Below are 7,541 nucleotides of genomic sequence, written 5' to 3' on the forward strand. Positions count from 1 at the left end.
GAAGGAACCCGCCCAGGAAGCCATGGAAAACGTCAAGGCCACCGCCACCGACGCCGCCCAACACGTCAAGGAAGAAGGCCAAACCGCCGCCTCCGACGTCAAAGCAACCGCCACCGACGCCAAAGACCACGTCCAAAACACCTAACGGCCACAACACCTAAAAACTCGAAGCACCACGACGGCCGGCCCGCCCCAGCGCGGACCGGCCGTTTGTCTGCGGTCATCCGCCTGGAGCGAGGCAGTAGCGGGTTCCGGCCCGGCCCTTCAGGATGAGGGCCCAGGTCTTCGGGGCCAGCTCATACACATAATTTGAGGAGCCAGGGGCGACTCCATAGCGGCACGCCGAGCGCCTGATTCCGGTGCCAGGAGGGCTAGCCCTTCTTTTCCGTCAAGGCACTCGCCTTGTGCGCGGCCCTCGCCCCGGTCTTGGCCGACTCCACAACATGCTGGGGTTCGTCGTCGTTGGCCCGGTGGGTGTGGCCGTCGAGCTCGAAGCCGCTGGTTTTCTTCTCCACGATCTTGCCGTGCGTTTTTCCCTGCGGAGTGTTCCACTCCACCTCGGTGCCCTTGGTCAGTGCCACGAGTGTGCTCCCGAGTTCGGATCTGGTGAGTCCGGGTCTGGCGGGTCAGGATCTGGCGAGCCGCGCTGCGTCCCAGGGGTCCGGCGTCGGCCATCACCGCCGACACTGCAGCCGGCGCCAGTGACCGGCCAGAGCTGTGCCCGGCTCGGATGGGCCGGACAACCCGCCCTCCTAAAGCCGCCGGAATCGCTGGACTATGCTCCGGAGCACCACCAGACTGTCTATTAGGGCTGGTCATACCGCGTTTTCCGGGCTTGCCGGTTCTGCAATTCCCGCGCCTTATCGGGCAGGATTTCCCCACCGGATAGGCACGGCTGCGCATTGGGCCTTCTACCTGCACTGAGAGGAAACCGCCATGGAGAACCTGGCCGCCATCCTGCCACTGATTATCATTGTTGTCTCGGTCCTCCTGGGCATTCTGGTTATTTGGCTGGCCGTCAAACTGATGTGGAAGGTGGCCGAGCCGAATGAGGCCCTGATTATTTCCGGGCTGACGCGCGGCACCCTGGAAAGCACGGACGGTATGGACTTCAAGATCGTCACCGGCAAGGGCGCACTGGTGGTGCCGGGCCTCCAGACCGTCCGGACGCTGTCCCTCACCCTGAGCGAGACAGAGCTGAAGGTCTCCTGCGTTACATCCCAGGGCATCCAGGTTGTGGTGGAGGGCGTGGTCATTTACAAAATCGGGGATGCACCCGCGTTTATCGCCAATGCGGCACGGAGGTTTCTTGGCCAGCAGCCGAAGATGGAAAGCCAGGTGTACAACGTCTTCGAGGGCCATCTGCGTTCCATCATCGGCAGCATGACCATGGAGGAGATCATCCGCGAGCGCGATAAGTTGGCTTCCCAGGTCCGCGGGGCGAGCGGCGTGGAAATGGAAAAACTTGGCCTCGTGGTGGATTCCCTGCAGATCAAGGACCTGCAAGACCCCACAGGCTACATCCAGAACATCGCCAAGCCGCATATCGCCCAGGTCAAAATGGAAGCCCGCATAGCCGAAGCAACAAGGAACCGTGAGGCCGCGGAGCGGGAAGCCGAGGCCGCCGCACAGATCGCCGACGCCCAGAGCCTCTCCGCCATCAAACAGTCGGCGGCCCAGGCCAACGCGGAACGGGCAAGGGCCAATGCGGCGCAGGCGGGCCCGTTGGCCGACGCCACCGCCCGCCAGCAGGTGGTGGTCCAGGAAACAGAGGTGGCCAAGCTCGAGGCAGACCGCGAGGAACAGAAGCTGCAGACCACCATCCGCAAGCCCGCCGATGCCAAGGCCTACGCACAGCGCACCGAGGCGGAAGCACAGAAGGCTGCGGACATCAGTGCGGCCGAAGCACGTGCCAAGCGCACGGAACTCGAGGCTCAGGCCAATGCCCGCCGGGTGGAAGTGGAGGCTCAGGCGAGCGCGAGCGCGGCCGCGGCGATTGCAGGAGGCACCCGGGTAACAGGCGAAGCAGAGGCGGCAGCCACGAAGGCGCGCGGCGATGCGGCAGCCTCCGCCATCAAAGCCAAGGCGCTGGCGGAGGCGGAGGGCATCAAGGCCCGCGGCGAGGCCCTCGAAAGCAACCAGGACGCCGTCATCGCCCAGCAGCTGGCGGAAAACATGCCAGCTATCGTTGCAGCGGCGGCCGAGCCGTTCGGCCACGTGGACCAGCTCACCGTTCTGAATGGCGCTGACGGCCTCAACAGCATGGTCGGCGGGATCCTTACCCAGGCAGGCTCGTTCCTGCCGCGGCTGTCGAGTGCCCTGAAAAACGGGCAGAACCACGCCAAGCAGCCGCCGAAGCAGCCCGGCGCCTAGGCACAGCGCCCAGGAAAGCCGGGGAAGACCAGGAACATGGTGCACAGAAACGTTGACCGAAGCCTGACCGGGAAGATCGGCCGGGTAACCGGGAGGATCGGCCCTGGCACCGTCGGGGAGGTCATGCTCCCGTACCGTGGCGGTATCAGTGCATTCCACGCCTACCCCTTCGACAAGGTCAGTGTCTTTCCGGTGGGTGACGAAGTACTGGTCATCTACCTCGACCCGCCGCAGACGGTCTTCGTGGACGAGCTGCCGGACGTTCTCCGCCACGGGGAACGGTAGCCCCGCCTGTTAACCGAACCTTCCCTTCACGGTCACGCCCGCTCCCCCGCAAGGTTAGACGGCGGGAACACCGTTGAGGGGTGAGGATCGCTATCGTTGCCGAATCATTCCTGCCGCTGATGAACGGAGTCACGCACTCCATCCTGCGAGTGCTTGAGTATCTGCAGGAGCGGGGCGATGAGGTGCTGGTGATTGCGCCGTCGACGTCGGACGCTGATGTTCTGGACGTTGTGCACGGCGCGTTTGTGCACCGGCTGCCCTCCGTTCCGCTGGCTGGTTACACGAACGTGCGGGTGGCGCTGGGAGGTGTGTACCGGGTCAAGAGAATCCTTGCCGACTACGCACCGGACGTGGTTCACCTGGCGTCGCCGTTCGTGCTCGGCTGGCGGGCGGCACAGGCCGCGCACCAGCTGGGGATCCCCACCGTGGCCATCTACCAGACCGAAGTTCCCAGCTACGCCGCCCGGTACGGGGTGCCGTTCCTGGAGAACTGGGCCTGGAGCCGGGTGGACAACATTCATCTCCTGGCGTCCCGGACGCTGGTGCCGTCCACTTTCGCGCTGCACCAGTTGCGCGGCCGCGGCATTTTGCGGGTGGGCATGTGGCGGCGAGGCGTGGATACCGTGCGGTTCGCGCCGGGAAAGCGCGACGACGGGTGGCGGGCGTCCGTGGCGCCGGGCGGTGAACGGATCATCGGTTACGTCGGCCGGCTGGCGGTCGAGAAGCAGGTGGAGGACCTTGCCGTGCTGGCCGATGTTCCGGGCACGCGGCTGGTTATAGTGGGCGACGGTCCGCAGCGGGCGGCGCTGGAGGAAACGCTTCCCACCGCGGTGTTCACCGGTTTCCTCGGCGGCGAGGAACTGGCCCGGGCCGTGGCCTCGTTCGATCTGTTCGTCCATCCGGGTGAGTTCGAGACCTTCTGCCAGACCATCCAGGAGGCTATGGCGTCGGGTGTGCCGGTGGTGGCCACGGGGCGCGGAGGCCCGCTGGATCTGGTGGAGAATTCACGCACCGGCTGGCTCTATGAGCCCGGTGACCTGGCCGGCCTGCGCCGGCATGTCATGGACCTGATGGGCGACGACGCCAAGCGCCGCGCGTTCGCGGCGGCAGCTTTCGCCTCGGTCCAGGGCCGGACATGGCCCGCCCTGTGCACCGACCTGGTGCGCCACTACAAGGACGTTATCGCGGGCACTTCGCTCCCCACCGGCACCCTAACCTCGCAAGCTCGGCCAGGGAACCCTGTCGGCGTGGGCCCAAAGTCATTGAACGGAGCCCGGCCGGAGCCAGCATCACCCCTCGAACCAGAAACCAAGACCACCCAAGGAGCCACCCTGTGAAGATTTCCGTTATCGGTTGCGGCTACCTCGGTGCCGTGCATGCGGCCACCCTCGCCTCCATGGGCCACACCGTAGTGGGAATCGACGTCGACCCCGCACGGACCGAGCATCTGGCCGGCGGCCGGGCACCCTTCTTCGAACCGGGCCTGGATGAACTCCTGCGCGACGGCCGCGCCACCGGCCGCCTCAGCTTTTCCACCGACTTCGCTGACGCCGCCGGGGCGCAGATGCACTTCCTCTGCGTGGGCACGCCACAGTCCAAGACCTCCGACGGCGCCGATCTCAGTTACCTGCTCTCCGCCACCAGGAGTCTCCTTCCGCACCTGGGCCGGGGTGCCGCCGTCGTCGGTAAATCAACTGTGCCGGTGGGAACCGTGGACAGGCTGGGCCGCATGCTGGCCGCACGGCCGGATGTGCTGCTGGGCTGGAATCCGGAGTTCCTGCGGCAGGGCACCGCGGTTAAGGACACGCTGGTTCCGGACCGGCTGGTGTACGGGGTGCGCGGCGGCAAGGCGGGCGCGTTCGGGCGCCGCAGCGACGGGACGCAGGGAGCTGCCCGCGGTGTGACCGCCGTGCTGGACGCGGTGTACGAGCCGCTGCTGCGTGCCGGCATCCCGCGGCTCGTGTGCAATTTTGCGACGGCGGAACTGATCAAATCGGCGTCGAACGCGTACCTGGCCACCAAAGTCAGCTTCATCAACGCGATGTCGGAACTGTGCGACGCAGCCGGGGCCGACGTCACTGAACTGAGCGAGGCGATGGGCATGGATCCACGCATCGGCAACCGTTATCTGCATGCCGGGCTGGGTTTTGGCGGCGGCTGCCTGCCCAAGGACATCCGCAGTTTCCGCGCCCAAGCGCAGGCGCTGGAGGTGCGGTCCGTGGACGACTGGATGGCCGTAGTGGACTCCATCAACGTCGGCCAGCGTGCCCGGACGGCGGAAGTTGCGCGGGAACTCTGCGGCGGCATGATCGCGGGCCGGACGGTGAGCGTGCTGGGTGCGGCGTTCAAGCCGGACACGGACGACATCCGCGACTCCCCCGCCCTCGACGTCGCACTCCGGCTTGCCTCGGCGGGCGCGCATGTCACCGTGACGGACCCGAAGGCCATCAACAATTCATGGATGCGCCACCCGCAGCTGCGGTTTGAGGCCTCTGCCACGAGGGCGCTTGAAGGTGCCGAGCTGGTGCTGCTGCTGACCGAATGGGCCGAGTACCGCGACCTGTCGCCGGCCGCCGTCGGGCAGCTGGTACGACGCCGGACGGTACTGGACGCACGGAACGTGCTGGACGCCGCGGCGTGGCAGGCGGAAGGCTGGACGGTGCGCGGGCTCGGCACGAACCAGGCGGCGCCGCTGACTGAGCACGTCTCCGCCGGCTAAGCCTCGCCCCCGCCGGCTGAGGTTCGACCCCGACCAGCTCGATCAGCGGTACGATCTTGCTGAGGGGGTGGACGCCCAATGAGTTTCTCGCGGTCTCACACAACGGTCGCATGACAGCGGCTTCCCCACGCCCTGGCGGGATTCCAGCCGGCAGTTCCGCCGCCTTGTTCGACGCCCTGCCGGATGCCGTTCTGGTGGTTGACGGCGACGGGGTCATCACCCGGATCAATGCCGCCGCCGAACGGCTCTTCGGCTACGACAAGCCTCAGCTCGTAGGCCAGGACCACCGGATGCTCCTCGCCGAAGGCTACCGCAGCGGTTTCGACCGGCTCTTCGCCAGCCTGCGCGGCGAGCGGGAGCCCGGGGACAGCACGGCCGCCCAGACCCCGTTCGAGTCATACGGCCTGCGGAGCGACGGCACGGAGTTCCACGGCGAGGTGGCCTGCTCGCTGCTGGATTCCGGCGGCGGCCCATCGCTGGTCGCTGCTGTCCGGCCCACGTTTCACCGGCAGGAGGCCGATGCCGAGCTCCGGGAAGCGATGTCTCTGCTCAGCGCCACCTTGGAGTCCACGGCCGACGGGATCCTGGTGGTGGGCGTCGACGGCAAGATTGCCGGCATCAACGAACAGTTCACCAAGATGTGGGGCATCCCGCGGGAACTGCTGGCCACGGGTGATGACGCCGCGGTGATGGATTACGTGCTGGGCCTGCTCTCGCACCCCGAGAGCTTTGTGGACAAGGTCAATGAGCTCTACGCGCACCCCACTGAGGAAAGCCACGACGACGGCGTAGGCTGCGAGGGCTGAGACGCCCGGCCCATCGGGCCGGCGGGCCTCATGCGTTGTCCACTTCGGACTTCTCCAGCGGCTCGCCGGCCCTTACCAGTTCCAGGCTGCGGTTCCAGAAGGTCCTCGCCAGCCCGGCGTCATAGGCCTGGCTGTTGGCCTTCGCCAGCGCACGTTTGACGTAAAACGCCCCGGGCACCCAGTCCCGTCCGGGAGTGGAGGTAGCGAGCCACACGAGCGTATCGGCGCCCTGCTCGGCCGTGAGCAAGAACCGGTTCAACACTGTCTTGTAGGCATGGCGGAACCAGCTGGTGGACTCCGCTGCGAAGTTGGTGGCCACGACGCCGGGGTGGAACGCGGCCGCCGCGATGCCGTCCTTCCCGTAGCGGTTCTGCAGTTCCGCCGTAAACAGGATGTTCGCCAGCTTCGCGGTGCCGTAAGCGCGGTTTGTGGAGTAACTCCGCTCTGAGTTGAGATCCGAGAGGTCCAGCCGGCCGAATCCGTTGGCAGCACTGGAAGTGTTGATGATGGTGGCGCGGCTGGCGGTGAGAACGTCCAGCAGCTCGGTCGTCAACAGGAACGGCGCCAGATGGTTGATCTGGAATGTCTTCTCATGGCCGTCCACGGTCAGCTCATGGCCTCGCATAATCCCGCCGGCGTTGTTCACCAGGACATCGATCCGCGGGTACCTGTCGCGCAACGACGCGGCCAGCTCGCGCACCTGCGCCAGCTCTGCGAAGTCACAGATGAAATAGTCAACGCCAAGCTCCGTGCCCACATCTGCGGTCTTCTCCGGGGAACGCCCGACGACGACGATCCGCTCGCCTGCCCCCGCCAGGATCCGCGCGGCTGCTGCTCCGATGCCGTCGCTTGCGCCGGTAATAACGATGGTGCGCTGAGGCATGAGTGTCCTTTGCAGGTCAGGCAGTTGGGAATTCCACCAGCCAACGATAGCCCCGTATGACTTAGGGCTCCCCTTGCCCAACGGCGCCGAGCAGGAATATGTTCCATGGGCTGCCGTCTCACACCCGACGCTCTATCAGATCCTGCCGCTTCCAGCCGGACGCTCTATCCGATCCTGCCGCCTCCGGCCGGACGCTTCCTCACCCCTGTTGGGGGCAGTGCGGGAGCGTAGGGGAATAACCTGCAGGAGCTGCGAGAGGGTTGGGGAAAAACGTGCAGGAACTGCGAGAGGGTTGGGTGTGTTGCCTGGCGTTTTGGACCAACGGTGTTAAATGCGGGAGAGCCCCAACCAGGTTCTGGTTGGGGCTCTCGACCCTTTTTAATGGTTGTCCGGCGGTGACCTACTCTCCCACACCCTCCCGGGTGCAGTACCATCGGCGCTGTGGGTCTTAGCTTCCGGGTTCGGAATGGGACCG

At 66.1% G+C, this 7,541-nt stretch carries 7 protein-coding genes, 1 rRNA gene and 1 pseudogene; 6 read left to right on the forward strand and 3 right to left on the reverse strand.

Going from position 1 to position 7,541, the window contains the following annotated elements; translation table 11 throughout:
* Positions 1-145, forward strand: a pseudogene (locus AC1DFE_RS23450) (DUF3618 domain-containing protein); the annotation flags it as partial.
* Positions 146-371: 226 nt separating this feature from the next.
* Here the strand turns inward: AC1DFE_RS23450 and AC1DFE_RS23455 are convergent.
* Entirely contained in the window at positions 372-581 is a 210-nt protein-coding gene (locus AC1DFE_RS23455) for a hypervirulence associated TUDOR domain-containing protein (RefSeq protein WP_476908235.1), read from the reverse strand.
* Between the two features lie 355 nt (positions 582-936).
* On the opposite strand from AC1DFE_RS23455, the gene AC1DFE_RS23460 reads away from it, so the two are divergent.
* From AC1DFE_RS23460 to AC1DFE_RS23480, 5 genes are all read left to right on the forward strand, one after another.
* Positions 937-2,373: a flotillin family protein gene (locus tag AC1DFE_RS23460; RefSeq protein ID WP_476908236.1), complete on the forward strand. Its 1,437-nt coding sequence runs from the start codon at positions 937-939 to the stop codon at positions 2,371-2,373.
* A gap of 39 nt (positions 2,374-2,412) precedes the next feature.
* Positions 2,413-2,658 carry a hypothetical protein gene (locus tag AC1DFE_RS23465; RefSeq protein ID WP_476908241.1) on the forward strand — a complete coding sequence of 82 codons (246 nt, stop codon included), beginning with the start codon at positions 2,413-2,415 and terminating at the stop codon, positions 2,656-2,658.
* Positions 2,659-2,738: 80 nt separating this feature from the next.
* Positions 2,739-3,995 carry a glycosyltransferase family 4 protein gene (locus AC1DFE_RS23470; protein WP_476908237.1) on the forward strand — a complete coding sequence of 419 codons (1,257 nt, stop codon included), beginning with the start codon at positions 2,739-2,741 and terminating at the stop codon, positions 3,993-3,995.
* Positions 3,992-5,377 (forward strand): UDP-glucose dehydrogenase family protein, encoded by a 1,386-nt coding sequence (locus AC1DFE_RS23475; RefSeq protein WP_476908238.1) that lies wholly within the window; start codon positions 3,992-3,994, stop codon positions 5,375-5,377. The genes AC1DFE_RS23470 and AC1DFE_RS23475 overlap by 4 nt, the downstream gene beginning before the upstream one ends.
* 110 nt (positions 5,378-5,487) lie before the next feature.
* Positions 5,488-6,183 (forward strand): PAS domain-containing protein, encoded by a 696-nt coding sequence (locus tag AC1DFE_RS23480; protein WP_476908239.1) that lies wholly within the window; start codon positions 5,488-5,490, stop codon positions 6,181-6,183.
* Positions 6,184-6,211: 28 nt separating this feature from the next.
* Here the strand turns inward: AC1DFE_RS23480 and AC1DFE_RS23485 are convergent, their stop codons facing one another.
* Together AC1DFE_RS23485 and rrf are read right to left on the reverse strand one after the other, a co-directional pair.
* Complete coding sequence (locus tag AC1DFE_RS23485; protein WP_476908240.1) at positions 6,212-7,066, reverse strand: SDR family NAD(P)-dependent oxidoreductase; 855 nt, start codon at positions 7,064-7,066, stop codon at positions 6,212-6,214.
* Positions 7,067-7,453: 387 nt separating this feature from the next.
* Positions 7,454-7,541, reverse strand: a 5S ribosomal RNA gene (gene rrf / locus AC1DFE_RS23490); the annotation flags it as partial.

The sequence above is a fragment of the Arthrobacter sp. 05T423 genome, assembly GCF_056396245.1.

Coding starts and splice junctions, on each gene's coding strand:
- AC1DFE_RS23460 (WP_476908236.1), top strand. CDS start 937: ATGGAGAACCTGGCCGCCATCCTGCCACTGATTATCATTGTTGTCTCG.
- AC1DFE_RS23480 (WP_476908239.1), top strand. CDS start 5,488: ATGACAGCGGCTTCCCCACGCCCTGGCGGGATTCCAGCCGGCAGTTCC.
- AC1DFE_RS23485 (WP_476908240.1), bottom strand. CDS start 7,066: ATGCCTCAGCGCACCATCGTTATTACCGGCGCAAGCGACGGCATCGGA.